Origin of the sequence: Nonomuraea sp. NPDC049480 (assembly GCF_044465905.1) — a bacterium.
Lineage (GTDB): Bacteria > Actinomycetota > Actinomycetes > Streptosporangiales > Streptosporangiaceae > Nonomuraea.
Map to the genome: position 1 here is coordinate 72444 of NZ_JBITMD010000015.1, position 22314 is coordinate 94757.

Genomic DNA, 22314 nt, shown 5'->3' on the forward strand with positions numbered 1-22314 from the left:
GCACGCGAGGGAGTGCCGTCGTCTGGAGGAGCGGCGGGAGCGCAGCGACCAGAGCGGGGGAAGGCGGCGGCATATGGCGACCGAGCCGCCTCACGGAGTGAGGCAATGAGCACGCGAGGGAGTGCCGTCGTCTGGAGGAGCGGCGGGAGCGCAGCGACCAGAGCGGGGGAAGGCGGCGGCATATGGCGACCGAGCCGCCTCACGGGGTGAGGCAATGAGCAGGGCCTTCCTTGAGCTGCTGGCCAGGGAGGCCTCGGCGGTCGAGTTCGAGGGGCCGATCATCGAGGCCAGGGCGCGGGGCGCGGATCCGGCCGAGATCGAGGACCTGGAGCAGGCCAAGGTCGAGGCGCTGAAGGTGCGCGCCCTGCTCAAGCGGCGGGCCAGGCGCGAGGCGGAGCTGTCGGCGCTGTACGACACCGCCGGCGACCTGGCGGCGCTGCGCGACCTGGACGCCGTGCTGGAGGCCATCGTGCACCGGGCCAGGCAGCTCCTGGCGACCGACGTCGCGTACATGACCCTGCACGACCCCGCGCAGGGCGACACGTACATGCGGGTCACCGACGGGTCGATCTCGGCCAAGCTCCGGGCGCTGCGGCTGGCCATGGGGGCGGGGCTGGGCGGGTTGGTGGCGCAGACGGCGACGCCGTACTCGACGGCCGACTATTTCGCCGACGACCGGTTCCGGCACAAGGACCACATCGACGAGGCCGTCAAGGAGGAGGGCCTGGTCGCGATCCTGGGCGTCCCGCTACGGCTGGGCAAGCGGGTGATCGGCGTGCTGATGGCGGCCAACCGCAGCGCCAGGCCGTTCCATCAGGAGGAGGTGTCGCTGCTGGCCAGCCTGGCCGCGCACGCCGCCGTCGCGATCGACAACGCCCGGCTGCTGCAGGAGACCAGGAACGCGCTGGAGGAGCTGTCCCAGGCCCACAGAACGGCCAGGGAGCACGGCGAGGCGGTGGAGCGGGCGGCTCTGGCCCACGACCGGATGACCTCGCTGGTGCTGCGCGGTGGCGGGATCGAGGACGTGGTGGCCGTGGTGACCGACGTGCTGGGCGGGTCGCTGGCGGTGCTCGACGATCTCGGGCGGCCGCTCACGGGTAACGTGGGTGAGCTCGATTCCGGGGTGTTCGAGGCGGCGCAGGCGTCCAGGGCGCTGGGGCGTACCGTGCGCCGGGGCGATCTGCTGATCGCGTCCGTGGACGTCGGCGGGGAGCCGTTGTGCACGCTGATCCTGCGCAGTGACGACGCCGACGAGCGGATCCTGGAGCGGGCGGCGCTGGTGTGCGCGCTGCTGCTGCTGTTCCGCAGGAGTGTGGCCGAGGCCGAGGGGCGGGTCAGGGGCGAACTGCTCGACGACCTGATCTCGCGGCCGGACTCCCCCGGGCTCGCCGACCGGGCCCGCAGGCTGGGCATCGATCTCGGCGCGCCGCATGTCGTCGTGGTGGCGCGGCACGACGGGCAGCGGGAGCGAGCGGCCTTCTGGGCGTCGTCGCAGGCCGCGCTCCGGCACGGGCTAGCCGCCGGCCGGGCGGGCGAGGTGGTGCTGCTGTTGCCGGGCGACAACGCGGGCGCCATCGCGCAGCGGGTGGCGGCCGAGCTCAGCGCCTCACTCGGCGCGGCGGCGACGGCGGGAGCGGCGAGGAATGGACCACGGGATGCCGCCGGGCCGAGGGCGGGTGACCGGCCGCGGGCCGGTGTGGTCGCCGGGGCTTGGGTGGGGGACGTCGCCGCGGCTTATCAGGAGGCGCGGCGGTGTGCCGAGGCGTTGATCGCGCTCGGGCGGGCCGGGGACGGGGCGAGCGCGGCCGAGCTGGGCTTCGTCGGGCTGCTCGTGGGCGACGGCCGCGACGTGCGCGGCTTCGTGGACCGGGTGCTCGGCGCGGTGATCGACTACGACGCGCGCAGGGGCACCGTGCTGGCCGACACGCTGTCGGCGTACTTCGGCACCGGAGGTTCCCCCTCCCGTACGGCCGAGGCCATGCACATCCACGTCAACACCGTCACGCAGCGCCTGGACCGGATCGGCAAGCTGCTCGGCGACGGCTGGCTGGAGCCGGAGCGAGCGCTGGAGATCCAGCTGGCGCTCCGGTTGCACCGGCTCGGCCACACATCCACTCGGCAGACTGTGGGCCCGGACTCCATATGAGTGACGCCGGTCACTCTTTAGCGTGACCGGCATGGCCACTTCCATCAAGAAGATCGTCGCCGCGAGCCTGATCGGCACCACCATCGAGTGGTACGACTTCTTCCTGTACGGCTCGGCAGCCGCCCTGGTGTTCAACAAGCTCTTCTTCCCCGACTCCGACCCGCTGACCGGCACGCTGCTGTCGTTCCTCACCTACGCCGTCGGATTCGTCGCCCGCCCGCTCGGCGGCCTGGTCTTCGGCCACTTCGGCGACCGGATCGGCCGCAAGACGCTGCTGGTCGTCAGCCTGCTGATGATGGGCACCGCCACGTTCCTCATCGGCTGCCTGCCGACGTACGCGAGCCTCGGGCCGGCCGCGGCGCTGCTGCTGACGGCGCTCAGGCTGGTGCAGGGCTTCGCCCTGGGCGGCGAGTGGGGCGGCGCCGTGCTCATCGTCTCCGAGCACGGCGACAGCGGCCGGCGCGGCTTCTGGGCGTCCTGGCCGCAGGCCGGCGCGCCGGGCGGGAACCTGCTGGCCACCGGCGTGCTGGCGGCGCTGGCCGCCTGGCAGCCGGACGAGGCGTTCCTGTCGTGGGGCTGGCGGGTGCCGTTCCTGCTGTCGGGCGTGCTGGTGCTGATCGGCCTGTGGATCCGGCTGTCGATCAGCGAGTCGCCGGTCTTCCAGCAGGCTCCGCCCGAGAAGCGGGCGCCGATCGTCGGCGTGCTGCGCCACCACTGGAAGGACGTGATCATCGCGATCGGCGCGCGCCTGGCCGAGAACATCTCCTTCTACCTGCTGACAGTCTTCGTCATCACCTACGCCAAGACCACCGGCATCGCGAACTCGACCGTGCTGAACGCCGTGCTGATCGCCTCCGCCGTCCACTTCGTCACGATCCCGATGTGGGGCGCGCTGTCCGACCGCGTCGGCCGCCGCCCGATCTACCTGGCCGGTGCCGCCGGCACCGGGGTGTGGATCTTCGCCTTCTTCCCGCTGGTCGACACGGGCAACTTCCTGGCGATCACCCTGGCGGTCACGGTCGGCCTGATCTTCCACGGCATGATGTACGGCCCGCAGGCGGCCTTCTTCACCGAGCTGTTCGGCACCAGGATGCGCTACACCGGCGTGTCGATCGGCGCGCAGCTGTCGGCCATCGTGGCGGGCGCGCTGGCCCCGATCATCGCGGTCACGCTGCTGAAGACCTACTCCAGCAGCGTGCCCATCTCGGTCTACCTCGGTCTGGCGGCGCTGCTCACCCTGACCGCCGTCTACGCCGCACGCGAGACCCAGGGCCGCGACCTGGCGGAAAGGATCCACACGCGATGAAGCTCCCCACGCGGAGGCTCACCCAGAACGTCCTGACCGTCGCGGGCAGGGACGCCGGCGAGCCCGTGCTGTTCGTGCACGGCAACGTCTCCTCGGCCGCGTTCTGGCGCGACGCCATGGCGGCGCTGCCTGAGGGGTACCGCCCGCTCGCGGTCGACCTTCGTGGCTTCGGCGAGACCGATCCCGAGCCGGTGGACGCCACGCGGGGCCTGCGCGACTACTCCGACGACGTGCTGGAGCTGATCGCGGAGCTGGGCCTGGACGGGGTCCACCTGGTCGGGTGGAGCATGGGCGGCGGCGTCGTCCTGCAGGCCCTGCGCGACCGGCCGGCCGCCGTCAGGAGCGTCACCCTGGTCAACCCGGTCTCCCCGTACGGCTACGGCGGCACGGAGGGCCCCGACGGCCGGCTGACCCACCTCGACGGCACGGGCTCGGGAGCCGGGGCCGCGAATCCGGACTTCGTGGCCCGGCTGAAGGCGGGCGACATGTCGGACGAATCACCTACATCCCCGCGCAACGTCTTCCGCTCGGCCTACGTGAAGAACGGCCCCATTCCCGACGAGGACTTCTACCTGCGGTCGATGCTCACCACCCGGGTGGGCGAGACCCACTACCCGGGCGACGCGGCCACCTCCGCCGCGTGGCCGCACGTGGCCCCCGGCAAGCACGGCGTGCTCAACGCCCTCACCCCCACCCACTTCCGCCTGGACGACCTCCACGAGATCGCCCCCAAGCCGCCCATCCTGTGGATCAGGGGCGCCGACGACGTGATCGTCTCCGACACGTCCCTGTTCGACCTGGCCCACCTGGGCGTGCTCGGCGTCGTGCCCGGCTCCCCCGGCACGCCGGCGCAGCCGATGGTGACCCAGACCAGGGCGGTCCTGGAGCGCTACGGGCCGTACCGCGAGGTCGTGCTGGACGACTGCGGCCACAGCCCGCACCTGGAGCACCCCGCCGCCTTCCACCGCCTGCTCGGCGACCACCTCAGGGAGGCGTGATGCTGGTCCCGCTCACCCTGGTGGCGAGCTTGTTGACGCCCGTGCCGCAGCTCACGGTGCCCGGCGCGGAACGCGCCGTGATCGCCACGCTCGACGACCTGACCACCGCGGGCACCACCAAGACCGGCCACACCGACCCGGCGGACTGGGCCGGGCTGCACTCGGCCGCCACCGTCAACCCGGCGGGCGTGCCCGGCACGCAGATCGACGGCTACTTCCCCGACACGTCCACCACCAACACCACGCACGGCTGGAACCACGACTCGCAGTTCGTGATCAGGCTCCCGGACGACTGGAACGGCGGCCTCGTCGTCAGCGGCACCCCGGGCAACAGGGAGCAGTACGCCAACGACTACACGATCTCCGACTGGGTCCTGTCCAAGGGGTATGCGTTCGCCGCCACCGACAAGGGCAACGTCGGCGTGAACTTCCACCAGGACGGCCGCCACCCGGGCGACGCCATCGCCGAGTGGAACCACCGCCTCACCCAGCTCACGGTTGCCGCCAAGGCCGTGGTCGGGCAACGGTACGGCCAGAAACCCCGGCGCACGTTCGTCGCCGGCATCTCCAACGGCGGCTACCTGGTCAGGTGGCAGCTGGAGAACCGCGGGTGGCTCTACGACGGCGGCGTGGACTGGGAGGGCACACTCTGGCGGGTCAAGGGCGACAACCTGCTGAGCTTCCTGCCCCAGGCGCTGAAGGCGTACCCGGACGAGGCCGGGGTGCGGGCGGCCGGGTTCGCGGCCGGCTCGGAGTTCCTGTGGCCGTTCCACCGGCAGCACTACTGGGAGCTCACCCAGCAGCTCTACCAGAAGGAGCTGGACCCGTCCTACCAGGGCGCGGCGGCCGACTACGACTACGACCGCCGCCGGCCGTACGCCGCGGTGGCGAAGATTGCGCTCACCGGCCGGATCACCAAGCCGCTGATCACGATCCACGGGACGCTCGACGCGCTGCTGCCGATCTCCCGTGGCTCCGACGTCTACGCGAAGATGGTCGGGCCGCACCGGCCGTTCAGATACCACCGGGTCGATGGCGGCAACCACCTGGACAGCTTGGTGGACGTCCACCCCGAGCGGCTCAAACCGATGCTGCCCGTCTTCAGAAGCGCCTTCGAGGAGCTGGAGGGCTGGGTCAGCTGAGGTAGCGGTGCCTGCCCGCGCGCGCCAGGCGGACCATGTGCCGCGCGCCGGGCAGACGCCGGCCCATCCGGTGCAGCACGGTGTCCCTGCCCAGGGGCGAGCGCCGCTCGGGATCGACCGCGGCGGCGGGCCGCACCTCGACCTTGCCCCTGCGCACCTCCAGCGCGAACCGCAGCCCGATCTCCTCGTCCGGCGAGCGCAGCGACGCCGCCCAGCCGCCGGGACCGAGGCGGTCGGCGGCCGGCATCATCCGGCTGACCGGCAGCTTGGCCACGAGCTGCCCGGCGAGCTTGCCGGGCACCCCGGCCTCGGCCAGCGCGGGGGCGGACACCTCGCGCGGGCGCCGACGGGTGCTGCGCAGCACCAGCTCCAGCGGCGGTCCGCCGCTCGGCGGCACGTACGGGACCGGCAGCACGACGTACGCGTGCCCGTCGACCTGCTTGACCTCCACCCCCGGCGACACCAGCGCGATCGACTCCGAGAACGAGCGCGGCTCGACCGCCAGGCCCAGCTCGCCACGGTCGGACCAGCACGGCACCACCAGCCGCATCCTGGGCCGCTGGGCCAGCACGCCCAGGCAGTTGAGCGGGCCCTCGGGCCGGCTGACCCGGCTCCTGGCCTGGTTGGCGCCGCCGTACATGCGGACGTGCACCTCCCACTGGCCCTGCCTGAGCGGCTCACCGAGCGCGGCGGCGGTCACGTCGATCCTGGTCTCGCCCTTGATCTGCACCCGGACGTGGCGCCGGCCCTCCTCGACCACCTCCACCCGCTGGGCCAGTGGCAGGAAGTGGATGAGGCCCGTCTCGGTGTGCCGTACGTAGACCTCGATGCGGGCCCGTTCGACGGCCTCGCTCACGTCGGTGACGTCCTCGTCGAGGAGCCTGGCGTCGATGGCGCGCGGCGGGATCCAGTGCAGGCGCCCGCCGTCCCTGCGGTATCGGTCGGGGCGGCCGTCGCCGCGCTTGACCTCCACGGTGAGCCCGAGCACCAGCACGTGCGCGTCCCAGCGGACCTCGGTGAGCTCGGCACGCAACCCGGCCCGCCTGGAGCAGTTCGACAGCAGCACGATCTGGTCCAGGCGCCCCTTGCGGACGAACGCGGCCACGACGCGCAACTGGACGGGCAGGTAGCGGTCGAGCCGCTCGGGGAAACGCTCGGCCATGAGCTCCTGGACGAGGCGGAAGTGCATGCCCCTGTCGACGGAGGAGTCGGCGAACCTGCTGGTCAGCAGCGGGCGGAGGACGGCGTAGCGGTACCAGTAGGCGTACATGCGGTCGCGCTGGCGGCCCTGGCCGACGTAGGTGTCGACGTCGTCGAGCAGCACCCGCAGGTCCCTGGCCATCGCCCGGGGGTCCTCCTCGGCCTTCGGCCGCTCGCCGAGGTGGCAGCACACGTGCTCGGCGAGCACGGCGATGACCTTGGCGTGCAGATACGCCCGCATCACGAACGCCTGCTCGGCCAGCCGCCCGCCGGGCACCGAGAAGCCCAGCTCGTGCTCCTCCAGGAAGGCGCGGCGGTAGAGCTGCTGGGGGCTGAGCAGGCCGAGCAGGCGGTCGCGCAGGACGTCAGCACGGGCGGTGCTGCGCGTGAAGGCGATCATCGGCGGGCCGTGGTCGCGTACCAGGCGGCCGATCAGCACGTCGGCGTCGGTCTCCACGGCGCGGTCGTGCATGCGCGCGATCGCGTCGCGCTCCAGCCGGTCGCCCTGGTCCAGGAAGAAGACATAGTCTCCGCGCGCGACCCCGAGGCCGACGTTGCGGCCGCGCATCGGCGAGCCCGTGCACGGCAGGTGAAACGTCCGAACGTTGTCGCGGGCCGCCGCGATGGCGTCCAGGCGCTCCGCGATCCCGTCCGTGGACCCGTCGTCCACGAGGATCACTTCGTAGTCGGCCGCGGGCATCGTCTGCTCCAGGGCGGAGCGGAGGCACGCGTCGGCGGTGTCACCCGGATTGTGGACATTGACGATCACACTGACCTTCACACCCATGCGGTCAGCCTGCGCCCGTCTACACGTATCGGGCGCGGCGGCTTGCCGATTGCAGAAGGAAAGTTGACCTGGACCTGTGCCTCTTTAGGCGAGGGCCCCGTCGGCTAGTACCAGCCCACCCTCTGCGAGTGCCCCCAGGCGGCGCACGGGGTGCCGTAGCGTCCCTTGATGTAGCCCAGGCCCCACTTGATCTGGGTGGCGGCGTTGGTCTGCCAGTCCGCGCCGGCACTGGCCATCTTGGTGCCGGGCAGGGACTGCGGGATGCCGTACGCGCCGGAGTAGCGGTTCATCGCCCGCTCGTTCCAGCCGCTCTCCTTCGTCCAGAGCGCCTCCAGGCAGCCCCACTGGTCCCCGCCGAAGCCGAACTGGCCGAGCATGGCCTTGGCGGTGGCCTTGTTGCTGCCCGGTGAGGGGTCGCTGCCGGGCGGGAAGTTCACGGCGGGGAAGCCGTCGCCGGCCGGCGCCCGCTTCGGCACCACCCAGTCGATGTCCTTGGGGTTGTCCCCCGCTCCCGAGCGGCCCTTCTTCAACTGGGCGGCCCGGTACGCCTGCTCGGCGGCGGCCTTGAGCGCGTCGCTCTCGGGATCGGGCGCGTACAGGTTGCCGCTGGCCAGCTTGCCCATGTCGTCGACGTCGAACGCGGGCTGGATCGGCGTGCTGGCGTTCTCGATGGCGCGGAAGGCGATGAAACCGCCGCCGCCGACGACGATCACCAGGGACAGGACGGCGATGACGATGCGCTTCGGCGTGAAGCGCGAAGGCCGGCGCGCCGAGGGGACATGTTCTGTCGGGGGGCGCTCACTCACACGCGGACCGGGGCTCACGATCCATGAGCTTGCCCTGTCCTGGGGGGTGCTCCGCAACCGAAACGCGGTAATCGCTTGAGGTTCTCTTGGCCAACCTGCCCGTTAGCACGGCATTTCGCAAGACTGTGACTTTGATCACACCATATCGGCTCCCCTTCGGGCGCCCGATACCGAAGGGAAGCTGCTTCAAGCGTCCCCTGAGTTCTTCGGGATCTCATACGCGGAACGTCACAGTTTGGTGACGTAGGTCGGGCATTCGGGACATGGAATAATAATGTGCGCGTGGCTGGCATCCTCCTTGTTGAAGACGACCCCTCCGTCCGTACGGCCCTCGAGCTGGCGCTGACGCGGCAGGGGCATTCGGTCACGTCCTACGCGACGGGCGAGGAGGCTCTGGAGCACATCAGGGCCCGCCGCCCCGAGATCGCGATCCTGGACGTCATGCTGCCCGGCATCGACGGCATCGAGGTCTGCCGCCGCGTACGCAAACTGGACCAGCTTCCCGTCATCCTGCTGACGGCCAGGGGCGACGACCTCGACGTGGTGGTCGGCCTGGAGGCCGGCGCCGACGACTACGTGGTCAAGCCGGTCGAGCCGCGGGTCCTGGACGCGCGCATCCGCGCCATACTGCGCAGGGCCGAGTCGGCCGCCTCCGATCGCATCACGTTCGGCGACCTCGTGATCGACCGGGGCGCGCTCAAGGTCACCCTGGCCGGCAAGGAGATCCACCTGACGCCCACGGAGCTGCGGCTGCTGCTGGAGCTGGTCCGCCACCCCGGCCAGGTGCTCAACCGCCGCTACCTGCTGCGTGCCGTCTGGGACCACACGCACATCGCCGACTCACGACTGGTGGACGCCTGCGTGCAGCGCGTCCGTGCGAAGATCGAGCCGAAGCCCGCCGAGCCCGTGTTCATCCACACGGTGCGCGGATTCGGCTACCGGTTCAGCCCCCCGTGAAGCCGACAGGGCTGCGCGCGCGCCTGGTCATCACGTTCACGCTCGTCGCGGCCATGGCCTCGACGCTGGTCGCCACCATAGGCTTCGAGCTGGCCAAGACGGCGCTGGTGACCAGAACCGAGACCACCTCACTTGACCTGGTGACCAGGGAGCTGAGCGGCATCGACTTCCCCGTCGGCAAGCTGCTTCCCGGCGAAGCCGCGCCGACCGCCAAGGAGCTGAACCGCCTGGCCCAGTCGCTGAGCGCGCCCGGCCGCGGCGTCGTCGTCGAGTACGGCAAGCTGGTCTCCGTCAACGGCCCCGTGACCATGAGCGACGTCCCCAACGAGCTCTACGGCCGGGCCAAGCAGAGCGTCGTCACTCAGCGCCGGGTGATCCGCAACGAGTTGTGGTTCATCGTCGGCGCCGAGGTCTACCGGGACAACGCCGGCAAGCCGGAGACCACCGGGCTGCGCGCGTTCGTGTTCTTCCCGCTGCGTGCCGACGTGAGCCAGTTGAACACGCTCAGGGCCAGGCTCTTCCAAGGCGGCGTCGCCATCATGCTGATCGCTTTAGTGGTGGCCCTGCTGTCGGCCCGGCAGGTGCTGCTGCCGGTCCGGCGGCTGAGCGCGGCCGCGCAGGCGCTCGGCCAGGGCAAGCTGGACACGCGGCTGCCCGTCCACGGGCACGACGAGCTGGCCGGGCTGACCGCCAGGTTCAACGACGCGGCGGCGGCGCTGGAGCTGAGCGTGTCCGAGCTGCGCTCGCTGGAGGCGATGTCGCGCAGGTTCGTGGCGGACGTGTCGCACGAGCTGCGCACGCCGCTGACCGCCATGACGGCCGTGGCCGACGTGCTCTCGGAGGAGGCCAGCCGGCTGCCCGAGGCGCCGGCGGAGGCCGTGTGGCTGGTCCTCAGGGAGGTGGAACGCCTGCGCGAGCTGGTCGAGCACCTCATCGAGATCAGCCGCTTCGACGCGGGCACCGCCATGCTCAACCTGGAGCCCGTCAACGTGGCCGACGCCATCGCGGACTGCCTGGAGGTACGCGGCTGGACCGATCAGGTCAAGGTGAACGCCTCCCAGGGCTTGACCGCCAACCTCGACCCGAGGAGGTTCGACGTCATCGTGGCCAACCTCGTCGGCAACGCGCTCAAGCACGGCCTGCCCCCGGTGGTGGTCAACGCGAGGAGCACGGAGAACGGCCTGGAGGTGAAAGTGCGAGACCACGGCAAGGGAATCCCCCGGGAGGCGCTGCCTCATGTGTTCGACCGCTTCTTCAAGGCGGGCGCGGGCCGGTCCCGCAGCCAGGGCAGCGGCCTGGGCCTGGCCATCGCCAGGGCCAACGTGCACCTGCACGGCGGCACGGTCTCGGTACGCGCCCAGAACCCCGGCACCCTCTTCACGGTCTGGCTCCCCCACGCATGAGAGCCGGGGTTGTGCTGACGGCCATCGCACTCCTGGCCGCGACGGGCTGCGGCATCTCGCCCACCGACGTCCAGGACCGGGAGAACGCGCCCACGATCAGGATCCCGCCCCCGTCCAAGACGATCTACCTGATCAAGAAGGGGGAGCTCACCCTGGAACCGGCCGACGTCGAGAACAACACCGTGGAGAGCTTACTCGGCGCGCTCTTCGACGCCTCCACCCAGCCGCTCGGCGACCGGGACACGGCGCTGCGCGGCTTCACGTACCTGAAGATCAAGGACTCGCTCAACCCCGTGCAGCGCGACGAGATCCAGCTCCCGCGCACCTCGACGCTGACGGTCTACATCAGCGGCGAGGGCACGCTGAGCGACCTCGGCAAGGCGCAGATCGTCTGCACGGCCCAGCAGGACGCGGCGTACGTGCAGGTCAAGATCATCCGTGACAACGAGGGCCGCCCCCCGAAGGACGAGGGGCGGCACACGTGCGGGGACTTTCAGACGTTCACATCGTGATGTCCTCGAGCATCTCCGTGACTAGCGCGGCGATCGGAGAGCGCTCGGACCTGTTCAGCGTGACGTGCGCGAACAGCGGGTGGCCCTTCAGCTTCTCCACCACCGCCACCACACCGTCGTGCCGGCCGACCCGCAGGTTGTCGCGCTGGGCGATGTCGTGGGTGAGCACGACGCGGGAGTTGGCGCCGATCCGGCTGAGCACGGTCAGCAGCACCCCCCGCTCGAGCGACTGGGCCTCGTCCACGATCACGAACGCGTCGTGCAGCGAGCGGCCGCGGATGTGCGTCAGCGGGAGCACCTCCAGCATGCCCCTGTCGAGCACCTCGTCGATCACCTCGGGAGTGGTGACCGCGCCCAGCGTGTCGTAGACGGCCTGCGCCCACGGGCCCATCTTCTCGCCCTCGCCGCCCGGCAGGTAGCCGAGCTCCTGGCCGCCCACGGCGTAGAGCGGGCGGAAGACGACCACCTTGCGGTGCTGGCGGCGCTCCAGGACCGCCTCCAGGCCGGCGCAGAGCGCCAGCGCCGACTTGCCCGTGCCGGCCCGGCCGCCGAGCGAGACGATGCCGATCTCGGGGTCCATCAGCAGGTCGAGCGCGATGCGCTGCTCGGCGGAGCGGCCGTGCAGGCCGAACACCTCGCGGTCGCCGCGCACCAGGCGCACCGACTTGTCGGGCAGCACCCGGCCGAGCGCCGAGCCCTTGGCCGACAGCAGCCGCAGCCCGGTGTGCGTGGGCAGTTCCCTGGCCTCCTCCAGGTCGGCGGTGCCGTGCTCGAAGAGCCCCTCTATGTCGTCCGTGGTGACCTGGATCTCGGCCATCCCGGTCCAGCCCGACTCGTGCACCAGCTCGGCCCGGTATTCCTCGGCCGACAGGCCGATCGAGGCCGCCTTGACCCGCATGGGCAGGTCCTTGGACACCAGGACGACGTCGCAGCCCTCGGCGGCCAGGTGGCGCGCCACGGTCAGGATGCGCGTGTCGTTGTCGCCCAGGCGGAACCCCACGGGCAGGATGGACGGATCGCTGTGATTGAGCTCAACCCTGATCGTGCCGTCCCCCGTCGGCATCGGCTCGTCGAGCCTGCCGTACTGGATCCGCAGATCGTCGAGGTAGCGCAGGGCCTTCCTCGCGAAATAGCCGAGCTCGGGATGGTGCCGCTTGCCTTCCAGCTCCGTGATCACCACGATCGGAAGGACCACGTCGTGCTCGGCGAAGCGGGTCATCGCCGCCGGGTCGGCGAGCAGGACCGAGGTGTCAAGCACGTACGTGCGCTTGGTCGGCTGGGTCGTAGGGTTGCTCGAGGACACTGCCACACGTTCTCCCCCGGGCGCCCTTGCGATCGGGCACCCTGCAGACGAGGCGGGATTCGGACCGGACCCGCGTTCCCCGACCGTGCACTGCCGTCGGCGCCGGGTTCCGGCCCCCTCGGCAAGTGTTGGTGCAAAGGCGGGCCCTCTCCGGAGTGTCCGACCTGCGGCCGGACACTTCTAACGTTACGTCCTAGATGCCCGATTGTCGTGTCAAGAACCGTAACGTCGGTGTCTCGCAGCGTAGTCACGCAGCGCCCGCAGGAAATCCACCCTGCGGAAGTCCGGCCAGTAGGCCTCGTGGAAGTAGAACTCGGAATGAGCGCTCTGCCACAACATGAAGCCGGACAAGCGCTGCTCGCCCGAGGTCCGGATGAGGAGGTCCGGGTCGGGCTGGCCGCGAGTGTAAAGATGCTCCGCGATGTGCTCCACATCGAGTACCTCGACGAGGTCCTCGATGCTCGCCCCCTTGCTCGCTTGCTCCTGGAGCAGTGAGCGCACCGCATCGGCAATCTCACGTCTTCCTCCATACCCAACTGCAACGTTCACAATCAGGCCGGGACGGTGTGATGACGCTTCTTTTGCATCTTTAAGGACATTGGCCGTGCGGTCCGGTAGCAGATCAAGGGCGCCGACCGGGCTGATCCGCCAGCCTTCGGCCACGAGCTCCTGCGTGACGTCCTCGATGATGCGGAGAAGCGGCTCCAGTTCCTCCCTCGGCCGGTTGAGGTTGTCGTTGGAGAGCATCCAGACGGTGACCACCTCGACGCCGGTCTCCCGGCACCAGTTGAGCAGCTCCGATATCTTGTCCGCGCCCTTGCGGTGGCCGGTGGCCACGTCGCGCATGCCCATCGCGCGCGCCCAGCGGCGGTTGCCGTCGATGATGACCCCGACGTGCCGGGGGATGCTGTCCTTCGACAGCTTGGCCTCCAGCCGGCGCTCGTACAGCCGGTAGACCAGGTCGCGCAGGCCCACGGAGTGTCCTCCCCAGCGGTGCTGTGCCTTCGTCAATGACCCAACAGGCAATTATCACCGCGTTTCGCCCGTGCCTGCTCCCTCTACCGAATTCCTTACAAGATCTCTGCCTTCCAGACACCCCTCGGCCTCTTCGACGAGACCCCGTACGAACGCCGACAGCTCTGCGGACGTCAGCACCGCCCGCATGCCCACGCCCGTGGCCCCCCAGGCCTCCACGTAGGCCCTCCGGGTCAGCCGCCACTGACCGCGCTTTCCGCGCCGCCCGGGCTCCCAGAGCGGGATCGTCCGGAGCCGGCAGCACAACTCGCCGCCGCCCACCAGACCGGACCTACTGCGATAGCGGAAGGAGAACAACTCGCCGTCCGGCTCCTCGCTGGGGAACCTGTCGTCGGGGTCCGTCCACCACCGCGCCGTGCCGCAGCCCTGGCGGGCCTCGTCCACGCCGCACGCCAGGCGCGCGAGCAGCCAGCCGCACCGCTCGCCGACGCTGCCGTACGGGGTGCCGTCCCGATGCAGCTCCAGGGTGACCTCGTACGGCGTGCCGACGCTGTCCGTGCACGCGACGGGCGTGACGGTCAGATAGGATCCATCGACGCAGCGCAATCCCCCCATCCCCCCTCCGTTTCCCACCGAAAGTGGGCTAAACCCGGGCTTGATACCGCCGTCTCGGGGACCGGGCTACGGCAGCAGGCGGGACCACCAGCGGGCCTTGCGGCGGGGCGGGTCGGGCATCCGGCCGCGCTCCCGTAGCCAGGCGGCGAAGTCGTCGGCGTCCGTGCGGTAGTTGGGCGGCGGCGCGCTGCGCGAGCGCGCGTAGGCGGCGAACTCGGCGGCCAGGTCGGCACCGGCCGCGACGGCCGTGTCGGGACGGATCCTGGCCACGATGCCGCGCCGCTTGGCGACCAGGCTCGCCGCCTGCGCCCGCATCCGCTCCTGGTCGAAGCCGTCCGGGATGTCGCCGCCGGCGACGAGGGCCGCGACGAGCCGCGCCTGCGCCTCCGCCAGGCGCCGCTGGGACTCGGTGAGCTCCGGCCGTACGTCCGTCATCGGGCCTCCCCCGCCAGGGACATCGCGGCCCGGATCCGGGCCAGCTCGTTCGCCAGCGCCGCGTCACTCGGGAAGTCGTCGTCCCACTCCAGCAGCACGCCGGGCGGGGCGGCGCGGGCGCACAGCTCGGTGAGGAGGTCCAGCACCGGCTGGGGCGCGGCCATGGTGTGCGTGTCGTGCCAGATGCCGGCGCGTTCGTAGCCGCCGGCCACGTGCACGTACGCCAGGTGCTCCAGCGGGAGCGCGTCGAGCGCGTCCACCGCCGACAGGCCCAGGTTGAACTGGTTGGTGTAGAGGTTGGCCACGTCGATCAGCAGCCCGACCCCGGTGCTCTCCACCAGTTCGGCCAGGAACTGGCCCTCGGTCAGCTCGTCGTCGGGCCAGCCGAAGATGGCCGCGACGTTCTCCAGGGCCAGCGGGACGGGCAGCGCGTCCTGCGCCCGGCGCACGTTCTCCGTGATCACCCGCAGGGATTCACGGGTACGCGGGACGGGCAGCAGGTGCCCCGCCTCCAGGCCGCCACCCCGGACGAAGGCCAGGTGCTCGCTGACCAGCGGCGCCTCCAGGGCTTCCGCGCAGGCGGCCAGGTGGGCGAGCCTGGCCGGCGAGGGCGGCTCGGCACCGCCGACGCCGAGGGAAACCCCGTGCGGGATCACCGGTACGTCCTTGGCCCGCAACAGCCGCAGCGACTCCGGCAGATGGGCGGGTTTGAGGTTCTCGGCGATCACCTCGACGAACTCGACGCCCTCCATACGCTCGATCGTCAGGTCCAGCTCCGCCCGCCAGCCGATCCCCACGCCCAGTTCCGTCATCTCAGCCCCCATGCGTTCGCTCCCCGTCCTGTCGATCCTGTGATCTTTCCGCTCGGTGGGCCCGTCAGACTCCGCCGCAACCGCCGCCGCAGGCCCCGCCGCAGCCGCCCGAGCCGTCACCCGCCGACATGCTGCACCATGCGCCTCCTCCGCAGGAGGACACGCCGCCGGCCATGTACGCGCCGCCGCGCCCGCGGCGACGCCGGCTCAGGCCCGTGGTGAGCGCGACCTGCAGGTCGGGGTCAGGCAACCGGCTGAGGCCGTACAGCGCGATCGCGACGGGACCTTCGGCGAGGACTCTGGGGGTGCCGCGTCTGGCCGCGTCGAGCGTCTCCTCGCCTGACGGCGTCAGCGTGGCCCGCACGGCCCGCTTGTGCCTCCTGATCTCGGCCGCCGCGCCCGCCACCGTGACGACCGGGACGACCAGCGCGAACGACCACAGCAGGCTCACGCCCTCGGCCACGACCGTCACGGCCGCCACCACGAAGGCCGCGAGCGCCGCCACCGACAACGCCCCCAGGCAGGCGGCCAGCTTCCCGGCCCGGGCGAACGCGTCGTCCGGGTGGAGCAGCCGCAGCTCGGTGAGGCGACGTTTGAGCGCGTCCATGGCCAGGGTGCGAATGGTCTCGATCCGCAGGCACGATCGCCGTGTCCGCGACCCGGACCTGGCCTCCCGCCACCGAGACGATCAGCAGGATCAGATCCATTCAGGCCTCCCCTCCGCGCAGCCGCGACCGGGCTGGGTACCCGAATGACGTATAAGGCACGCGTAAAGGTTCCGTCTGGGCGGGATACAGTTTCGGGCCCTCAGCTGCTACCGCCGCAGCTGGATCCACCGCCGCCACCGCAGCTCGATGAGCTTCCGCAGCTGGAGGAGCCGCTGCCGCAACTCGACGAGCCGCCGCCGAAGTCCAGGCCGCCGTAGGAGTCGCCGCCGAAGGTCGTGCCGTCGCCACCGCCGCTGTGGGAACCGCAGGCCCCCACGCAGTCGGCGGCCGGGTCACCGACCGACAACTCGTCGCGGAGCGTCGGGTCGCCGGCGTCCGCCAGACCGTACAGGGCGACCGGCATCCCCACCGCCATGGCCAGGGAGCTCTGGTCGCGCACACCCCTCGGGTGGTACCGGCGGGCCGACAGGAGCACCTCGCGTCCCTCGCGCGTGATGACGTTCCGCAGCCTCTTGCCCTGCTTGGAGTAGGCGACGAGGGCGGTGACGAGGGCGACCACGGTGAAGAGCAGCGCTCCGACGTAGGCGAGGTCGTTCCCCGCCAGGTCCATGACGGCCAGCACGATGAGCAGGAGCAGGAAGCCCCCTACCACGCCCTGGACGATCTTCAGGTGCTCCCTGCGCCGCCACGCCGTGCCGAACGCGTGCTCCCGGAGGAGGAGCCCCCGCCTCTCGAGCCCGCTGACGATGTCGGTCAGCGCGGGATGCGTCTGGAGCTCCCGCCGCAGCTCTCCGGCCCGGTAGCCGCCCGGCCTGGCCGCCAGCGCGTAGAGCACGGCCTGCTCGATCGGCACCGGCGAGGGCGGCGCGCCGTAGATGGGGGTGACGTGGGATCCCCTGGACACGCGGATGGCGCCGGCCGTCGCCAGGACGGCCAGCGCCGTGTTGACGGTCCTGCGGGGACCGCCGGACAGGTAGGCCAGCTCGTACGGATCCAGCCGGTGCGGCACGCCGCTCGGCGCCGCCTCGCTGACCTTCCTGCGCGCCCTTTCGACCCGCTGATCGACCGCGTTGACCAGAATCACCATGCCGACCGCGGCAATGAGCAGGACGAAATCCACGGCGACCCCCTCCCGGTATGACTGTCCGCCCAGTTAAAGGCGGTGCGGCCGTACCGCACAAGAGGGTTTTCCGCCTATTCGAGCCGATCGAGCAGCGCGTTGTACTCGTCCCACAGTTCCTTCGGCAGGTTCGCGCCGAACTTCTCGAAGTGGGCGGGGATCAGCGCCGCCTCCTCGCGCCACACGTCCCGGTCGACCGACAGCAGCGTGCGCAGGTCCTCGTCGGACAGCTCCAGGCCCTCGGTGTGGAGCTCGGCGGGCAGCAGGCCGATCGGTGTGGGCACGGCCTTGGCCTCGCCGTTGAGCCGGTCCACGATCCACTTGAGCACGCGGCTGTTCTCGCCGTACCCGGGCCAGATGAACTTCCCGTCGGCGTTCTTGCGGAACCAGTTGACGTAGTAGATCCGCGGGAGCACGGCGCCCTGGCGACGGCCGACCTCCAGCCAGTGGCCGAAGTAGTCCCCCATGTTGTAGCCGCAGAACGGCAGCATGGCGAACGGGTCGTGGCGCAGCTCGCCGACCTTGCCCTCGGCCGCGGCGGTCTTCTCGGAGGCGACGTTGGCTCCGAGGAAGACGCCGTGCTCCCAGCTCAGCGACTCCGTGACCAGCGGCACCGCGGTGGCGCGGCGACCGCCGAACAGGATGGCCGAGATGGGCACGCCCTTGGGGTCCTGCCACTCGGGTGCGATGGTGGGGCACTGGGACGCGGGGGTGGTGAAGCGGGCGTTCGGGTGGGCGGCCGGCTCGTCGCTGTCCGGCGTCCAGGAACGTCCCTTCCAGTCGGTCAGGTGGGCCGGCGGTTCGTCGGTCAGGCCCTCCCACCACACGTCGCCGTCGTCGGTGAGGGCGACGTTGGTGAAGATGCTGTTGCCCCAGAGCGTCCTGATCGCGTTGGCGTTGGTCACCTGGCCGGTGCCGGGGGCGACGCCGAAGAAGCCGGCCTCCGGGTTGATCGCGTAGAGGCGGCCGTCGTCGCCGAAGCGCATCCAGGCGATGTCGTCGCCGATCGTCTCGACCTTCCAGCCGGGGATGGTGGGCTGGAGCATGGCGAGGTTGGTCTTGCCGCAGGCGCTCGGGAAGGCGGCCGCGATGTAGCGGGTCTCACCGGAGGGCGGCGTGAGCTTGAGGATCAGCATGTGCTCGGCCAGCCAGCCCTCGTCGCGGGCCATGACGCTGGCGATGCGCAGGGCGTAGCACTTCTTGCCGAGCAGGGCGTTGCCGCCGTACCCGGAGCCGTAGGACCAGATCTCCCGGGTCTCGGGGAAGTGGCTGATGTACTTGGTGGAGCTGCACGGCCACGGCACGTCCACCTGGCCGGGCTCCAGCGGGGCGCCCACCGAGTGGACGCACTTCACGAACTCGCCCCTTTCCTCGATGAGACGCAGCGCACGCTCGCCCATGCGGGTCATGATCCGCATGGAGACGGCGACGTACGCGGAGTCGGTGATCTCCACCCCGAGCTGGGAGATCTCGCCGCCCAGCGGGCCCATGCAGAACGGCACGACGTACATCGTCCGGCCGCGCATGCAGCCCTTGAACAGCTTGCCGAACGTCCGGCGCATCTCGGACGGCGGGATCCAGTTGTTGGTGGGCCCGGCGTCCTCGGCCCGCTCGGAGCAGATGAAGGTGCGGTCCTCGACCCGGGCGACGTCGCTGGGGTCGGACTTGGCGTAGAAGCTGTTGGGACGGGCGGCGAGCCGTGTGAACGTGCCGTGCTCGACGAGGAGGTTGGTCAGGCGCGTCCACTCCTCCTCGGACCCGTCGCACCACTCGATCCGGTCGGGCTGGGTCAGGGCTGCGATCTCATTTACCCACGCGGCCAATTCGCGATTGCTGGTCGGTGCGGGCACTTCCACGGAAACGGACACGACTGTGACTCCTCCACTCTCTCAGGGCCCAGTCATCATTAACGACGAAGCGGCCGGAAAGCCAATTGGCATAGACCTGTTGGCGCGGCCGTCGCCGCAGGCAGCGGCCCTGACGATTGGGGGAGCCTACCCATGCCGAGCGGATTTAAAAGAGAATTAACACACAGTGGTCCAGTCCAATTGCGCTGGTCTAAACCAATTCCCCAAGTGGTTTAGTCCATTGCGCGCGCCGTTTCCGCTGCGTGGTCTCAGGAATTGACGTCGGGCCCCGCGGAGCGAACTCTGTCCACGTGCTGGAGTGCGTCGCGCAGTTCGGCGAGCCACGTGTCGGTGTGCTTGCCGACCAGGCGGACGCACCAGGCCAGTGCGTCGCTGCGGCTCCGGGCCACGCCTGCGGCCACGAGCGTGTCCAGGACCTGCCGCTCCGACTGGCGCAATCGGGTCATCACGGGCACGGAGAGTGTGGTGAACATCACAGTCTCGCCGCCGCAGACCACGCCCCAGGAGACCTTCTGGCGGAACTTGCGCTCGGCCTCCCTGGCGATCTCGACGCGCCGCTCGCGCGTCTCCTCCCTGAACCTTCTGGCCAGCCCTTCGATCAGTGCGGACCGCTCGGCTTCCGGCGTGTCCTCGGGCGGGTCGGGCAGCGTGCCGAGCACCGCGATCTCCTCGCGGTCTCTGATGATCTCCGGAGCACCGGCGAACCAACCCTCGGGGAGCCGCCCGGTGAACCAGCCGCGGACCTGGGCCGTCATTTCATCTGTTGCCATGTAATCAACATTACACAGTTGCAGAACCGACGCAGCTAAGGGAAGGAAGGTGTCACGCAAGGAGAAGAGTGTCAGCGGACCTTGGACGCGGCGATCGGGCTGACCCGGACGACGCCGGCGAAGCCGCGCGTGTGCACCGGGGAGATCTTGACCACGTCGCCGGTGCGAGGGGCCTGGATCATCTTCCCGTTACCCCAGTAAATCGCCACATGCGAGATGTAGCCGGGATTCGTGGGATCGAGGCGCCAGAAGATGAGGTCACCCGGCTGCGCCTGCGCCAGCGGGACTTGCGGGCCCGTCACCCACTGCTGGTGCGTCACCCGGGGCATCCGCACGCCCGCCTGGGCGAAGGCCCACTGGACCAGCCCCGAGCAGTCGAACGTCTCCGGCCCCTCGGCCCCCCACACGTACGGCCGGCCCAGCTTGGAGGCGGCGGCCCTGAGCGCCACGGTGACCTGATCCCCGGTCATGAACGAGCCGGCCGGCCAGTTCTGGGTGACCTTCTGCTGCGGCTGGGGCAGCACCGGGTTGACCATGGCGGCCTGTGTGCCCTTGGGCAGCAGGCGCAGGATCTTCTTGCGGAGCGTGTCGGAGTTGACGCCGGGGGCGCTGACGATGAGCGCGTTGTCGTGCGGCAGCCCGAGCGTGCGCCCGACGTCCTTGGAGATGACGGCGTCCACGGCGCCGAAGCCGGTGGTGGCGTACGCGCCGATCCGCAGCGGCCCGGCCGGCCCCGACACCTTGCGGTGCAGCGTGAGCCCGCCGTCGCTGCCCAGCACGAACGAGACCGCGACGTCCCCGGCCGCGACGTTCTGCCACAGCGGGTCGGAGGAGGCGGTCACCTTGGGCGTGTAGGCGCGGAACGAGGACGGGTTGACCGCGAGCGTCTGCACCCGCTTGCCGTCGAGCGTGATCGACGCCGCGTCGGCCAGCTCCAGCGCCCGCACCCCGCGGAGCTTGGCCACCTTCTGTAAGAGCTCGTTGGTGAACGGCTTGCGGGTGAGCACGAACAGGTTGGGCTTGTGCAGCTTCTTCAGCGGCGCCACAAGATCGGCCGTGTCGGCCGGTTGCTGTTGTTGCTGTTGCTGCTCGGCCATCAACGACTGCTTGGGCGCGGGCTGCTGGCGTACGATGGCGGGCTCCAGCCGCCCATCCGGCTGCGCGAGCAGCAGCACGTCGGCGGTCAGCACCGCGACCAGCGCCACCACAATGAATGGCACCAGCTTGTATGTGTTGCGCCGCTTACGCGTTTTGACCAGAAAGCTGAGGTCCTGCCGGATTCCGGAGCCATGCATGAATTCCGCCGGGCCAGCGTGGACCCGGCGGTTGCTCTCCAGGGGGGTCAGTTGCCGATGTACGGCACTGCCTCCAGGATCTCGACGGTGTTCTGGCGACCGTTGGGAAGAGAGTAAGTCGCCTTCTCACCGATCTTCTTGCCGTTGATCGCCGACCCGAGCGGGGACTTGGGCGAGTAGACGTCGATGGGCGCTCCGCTCTCCTCACGGGAGGCGAGCAGGAACGTGACCTCGTCGTCGTCGCCGACGAACCGGATCGTCACGGTCATCCCGGGGCCCACCACCCCTTCGGTCTTGGGAGCCTCTCCCACCTGGGCGTTGTCGAGGATCTGGCGGAGGTGGAAGATCCGGGCCTCCATCTTGCCCTGCTCGTCCTTGGCGGCGTGGTAGCCGCCGTTCTCCTTCAGGTCGCCCTCCTCACGGGCGGCCTCGATCTTCTTGGCGATGTCGACGCGCCCGGGGCCAGAGAGATATTCGTACTCCGCCTTCAGGCGGTCGTACGCCTCCTGCGTCAGCCATGTGACGTTCTCATCGCGAGAGTCGGCCACGGGTTCTCCTTGCTTGCCTAGGGGGCCCTGAGGTCACTTGAGGTTTCCAACGGTTGAATTGCGAAAGGCTAACAACTTAACCGCTCGAACGCTTCCCCAAATGTCTCACTATACGAGATTGCAGTACTGGACGTGGACGGAAGTGGCCTGACCACTGGTGTCAAGGCTTTCCTTGAGCTGCTTAGTACCCCCACCAGCCGGGATTCTTACTTCCTTGCTGCCTACTTCCGCGTGATTGACGTCCAGAGCCCTGATGCGGCAGACAGCCACCCTATCGTCTGGCTTGTACACCTCAAAGGTGATCTCCGCCCGTGTCGGGCCCGCGACACTGAACGTCACCACCTGTGCCGGCGCGTCCGAGCCGCCGCCGGCCGTCATCGACCACATCACCCAGCCCCAGCCGCCGGCGATGATGGCCACCAGCACGCCGATCACGACGTGGACGACGAGCCGGCCGCCCCGCTTCGGACGATCTGGCAAGTCATCGGGTGTGCCGAGAACGGGTCCGTTCTCGACATCTCTGGTGACCATGGCGGAATCTCCCTGCACTCCCTCAGCGTTATCCGAGACAATTGTCGCCCGCGGGGGTCTCGGTACACGACCTGACCCTCACGACCGCCTGCAGACAAACTAAGTGACCGGTCCGAC

Annotated in this window: 21 protein-coding genes; 7 read left to right on the forward strand and 14 right to left on the reverse strand. The window is 70.1% G+C overall.

Annotation, left to right across the window (positions count from 1 at the left end):
- Positions 1 to 214: 214 nt before the first annotated feature.
- The 4 genes from ACIBX3_RS35750 to ACIBX3_RS35765 are packed head-to-tail and all read left to right on the forward strand — an operon-like array spanning position 215 to position 5592.
- On the forward strand, positions 215 to 2146 hold the full coding sequence (locus tag ACIBX3_RS35750; RefSeq protein WP_397124935.1) for a helix-turn-helix domain-containing protein: 1932 nt from the start codon (positions 215 to 217) through the stop codon (positions 2144 to 2146).
- Positions 2147 to 2177: 31 nt separating this feature from the next.
- Positions 2178 to 3452: an MFS transporter gene (locus tag ACIBX3_RS35755; protein ID WP_397124937.1), complete on the forward strand. Its 1275-nt coding sequence runs from the start codon at positions 2178 to 2180 to the stop codon at positions 3450 to 3452.
- Entirely contained in the window at positions 3449 to 4450 is a 1002-nt protein-coding gene (locus ACIBX3_RS35760) for an alpha/beta fold hydrolase (RefSeq protein ID WP_397124939.1), read from the forward strand. Before ACIBX3_RS35755 ends, ACIBX3_RS35760 begins: the two co-directional genes overlap by 4 nt.
- Positions 4450 to 5592, forward strand: a complete 1143-nt coding sequence (locus ACIBX3_RS35765) for an alpha/beta hydrolase family protein (RefSeq protein WP_397124941.1) — start codon at positions 4450 to 4452, stop codon at positions 5590 to 5592. Before ACIBX3_RS35760 ends, ACIBX3_RS35765 begins: the two co-directional genes overlap by 1 nt.
- On the opposite strand, the gene ACIBX3_RS35770 is transcribed toward ACIBX3_RS35765, so the two are convergent.
- Positions 5585 to 7579 carry a glycosyltransferase family 2 protein gene (locus tag ACIBX3_RS35770; protein WP_397124942.1) on the reverse strand — a complete coding sequence of 665 codons (1995 nt, stop codon included), beginning with the start codon at positions 7577 to 7579 and terminating at the stop codon, positions 5585 to 5587. The two genes, ACIBX3_RS35765 and ACIBX3_RS35770, sit on opposite strands and share 8 nt — an antisense overlap.
- Before the next feature lie 104 nt (positions 7580 to 7683).
- Complete coding sequence (locus ACIBX3_RS35775) at positions 7684 to 8385, reverse strand: lytic transglycosylase domain-containing protein (protein ID WP_397124943.1); 702 nt, start codon at positions 8383 to 8385, stop codon at positions 7684 to 7686.
- 282 nt (positions 8386 to 8667) lie between these two features.
- Here ACIBX3_RS35775 and ACIBX3_RS35780 point away from each other — a divergent pair, with 282 nt between their 5' ends.
- The 3 genes from ACIBX3_RS35780 to ACIBX3_RS35790 are packed head-to-tail and all read left to right on the forward strand — an operon-like array spanning position 8668 to position 11257.
- Complete coding sequence (locus tag ACIBX3_RS35780) at positions 8668 to 9342, forward strand: response regulator (RefSeq protein ID WP_397124944.1); 675 nt, start codon at positions 8668 to 8670, stop codon at positions 9340 to 9342.
- On the forward strand, positions 9339 to 10745 hold the full coding sequence (locus ACIBX3_RS35785; RefSeq protein ID WP_397124945.1) for an ATP-binding protein: 1407 nt from the start codon (positions 9339 to 9341) through the stop codon (positions 10743 to 10745). Before ACIBX3_RS35780 ends, ACIBX3_RS35785 begins: the two co-directional genes overlap by 4 nt.
- Positions 10742 to 11257, forward strand: a complete 516-nt coding sequence (locus ACIBX3_RS35790) for a hypothetical protein (protein WP_397124946.1) — start codon at positions 10742 to 10744, stop codon at positions 11255 to 11257. The genes ACIBX3_RS35785 and ACIBX3_RS35790 overlap by 4 nt, the downstream gene beginning before the upstream one ends.
- On the opposite strand, the gene ACIBX3_RS35795 is transcribed toward ACIBX3_RS35790, so the two are convergent.
- From ACIBX3_RS35795 to ACIBX3_RS35850, 12 genes are all read right to left on the reverse strand, one after another.
- Positions 11247 to 12566, reverse strand: coding sequence for a PhoH family protein (locus tag ACIBX3_RS35795; RefSeq protein WP_397124947.1), 1320 nt, complete (start codon positions 12564 to 12566; stop codon positions 11247 to 11249). The genes ACIBX3_RS35790 and ACIBX3_RS35795 overlap by 11 nt on opposite strands.
- 207 nt (positions 12567 to 12773) lie before the next feature.
- The gene (locus ACIBX3_RS35800) at positions 12774 to 13535 is read right to left on the reverse strand and encodes an isoprenyl transferase (protein ID WP_397124948.1); all 762 of its coding nucleotides are present in this window, start codon (positions 13533 to 13535) and stop codon (positions 12774 to 12776) included.
- Between the two features lie 54 nt (positions 13536 to 13589).
- Positions 13590 to 14150 carry a hypothetical protein gene (locus ACIBX3_RS35805; RefSeq protein ID WP_397124949.1) on the reverse strand — a complete coding sequence of 187 codons (561 nt, stop codon included), beginning with the start codon at positions 14148 to 14150 and terminating at the stop codon, positions 13590 to 13592.
- 66 nt (positions 14151 to 14216) lie between these two features.
- Positions 14217 to 14585 carry a hypothetical protein gene (locus tag ACIBX3_RS35810; protein ID WP_397124950.1) on the reverse strand — a complete coding sequence of 123 codons (369 nt, stop codon included), beginning with the start codon at positions 14583 to 14585 and terminating at the stop codon, positions 14217 to 14219.
- Positions 14582 to 15409 carry a DUF692 family multinuclear iron-containing protein gene (locus tag ACIBX3_RS35815; RefSeq protein ID WP_397124951.1) on the reverse strand — a complete coding sequence of 276 codons (828 nt, stop codon included), beginning with the start codon at positions 15407 to 15409 and terminating at the stop codon, positions 14582 to 14584. Before ACIBX3_RS35815 ends, ACIBX3_RS35810 begins: the two co-directional genes overlap by 4 nt.
- A gap of 52 nt (positions 15410 to 15461) precedes the next feature.
- A complete protein-coding gene (locus ACIBX3_RS35820; RefSeq protein WP_397124952.1) occupies positions 15462 to 16004 on the reverse strand; it encodes a hypothetical protein in 543 nt (180 codons plus the stop codon).
- Between the two features lie 200 nt (positions 16005 to 16204).
- Positions 16205 to 17185 (reverse strand): TIGR04222 domain-containing membrane protein, encoded by a 981-nt coding sequence (locus tag ACIBX3_RS35825; RefSeq protein WP_397124953.1) that lies wholly within the window; start codon positions 17183 to 17185, stop codon positions 16205 to 16207.
- A 74-nt stretch (positions 17186 to 17259) separates the two neighbouring features.
- Complete coding sequence (locus ACIBX3_RS35830; protein WP_397124954.1) at positions 17260 to 19053, reverse strand: phosphoenolpyruvate carboxykinase (GTP); 1794 nt, start codon at positions 19051 to 19053, stop codon at positions 17260 to 17262.
- A 248-nt stretch (positions 19054 to 19301) separates the two neighbouring features.
- On the reverse strand, positions 19302 to 19823 hold the full coding sequence (locus ACIBX3_RS35835; protein WP_397124955.1) for a hypothetical protein: 522 nt from the start codon (positions 19821 to 19823) through the stop codon (positions 19302 to 19304).
- Positions 19824 to 19894: 71 nt separating this feature from the next.
- Positions 19895 to 21043: a C40 family peptidase gene (locus ACIBX3_RS35840; protein ID WP_397124956.1), complete on the reverse strand. Its 1149-nt coding sequence runs from the start codon at positions 21041 to 21043 to the stop codon at positions 19895 to 19897.
- Between the two features lie 122 nt (positions 21044 to 21165).
- Positions 21166 to 21666 (reverse strand): transcription elongation factor GreA, encoded by a 501-nt coding sequence (greA, locus tag ACIBX3_RS35845; protein ID WP_397124957.1) that lies wholly within the window; start codon positions 21664 to 21666, stop codon positions 21166 to 21168.
- Positions 21667 to 21774: 108 nt separating this feature from the next.
- Positions 21775 to 22197, reverse strand: coding sequence for a DUF4307 domain-containing protein (locus ACIBX3_RS35850; protein WP_397124958.1), 423 nt, complete (start codon positions 22195 to 22197; stop codon positions 21775 to 21777).
- Positions 22198 to 22314: the final 117 nt, after the last annotated feature.